The organism is Paracidovorax sp. MALMAid1276 (assembly GCF_049198005.1).
Lineage (GTDB): Bacteria > Pseudomonadota > Gammaproteobacteria > Burkholderiales > Burkholderiaceae_C > Acidovorax.
This window is the reverse complement of the sequence record NZ_JBMIRS010000188.1, coordinates 1-700: the sequence shown is the minus strand read 5'-3', so window position 1 is coordinate 700 and position 700 is coordinate 1. Positions and strand designations below refer to the sequence as shown.

1 pseudogene is annotated in these 700 nt (G+C 60.9%); it reads right to left on the bottom strand.

From position 1 onward, the window contains the following. Window positions 1-125: pseudogene (locus ACOQFS_RS13250) on the bottom strand (5-dehydro-4-deoxyglucarate dehydratase); the annotation flags it as partial. Between the last annotated feature and the right edge of the window lie 575 nt (window positions 126-700).

Genomic DNA, 700 nt, shown 5'->3' with positions numbered 1-700 from the left:
GGCGCGAGCCACTCCAGGCGCTCGATGTAGGTCTTGGGGCGGAAGTTGCCCTCGCTGTCGAAGTCCGTGATGGGGAAGGACAGCAGGCCGGAGCCCATGATGGTTTTGAGGTCTTGGGGGGTCATGGTGGATTCGTGGCAGGAAAAAGCCGTGTCAAACAGGCCATCAGTTCCAGCAAAGGAAGACGACGACCCGTGCGCCAGGGAAGCCATGCCCCCGGGGCAACACGTCATACAAGCAAGCTGAAACGCAGGTCAACATCTTCTGAATGACATCAAATGAAGCGAATGCGCCAATGTTAACGTTAACATTGTCAGACAACATAGGACAAACCCTAGTATTGATGACCTTCCATCTCCACCGCGCACGCAGACCTCCGCGCTCCGCGTCGCCTGACGGAATGCGCGACGCGCCGCTGTCTCGGGCCATGGGCCATCCAGTCAGCATTGCGGTCTATGCCCATCGCCCTCTTTTTTTCCACACTGCAAAGGTTTTGCAGCCCATCCGCCGCCTCCCCGAAACCGCTGCAGGCATACTGCCTGCCTTCCAGCCCGCGCTGGCGTTGACCCCAGGAGTCTGCGCGGCAGAAAGAGCATCGGCTGCAACGCACGACAAACCGGTCTCACGCGGTACGACCGCCTGCGCCCAGGGCGCCACCCTGGGCTGGTCGGTAGCACCCCGCGATCCTCGGTTTTCGCGC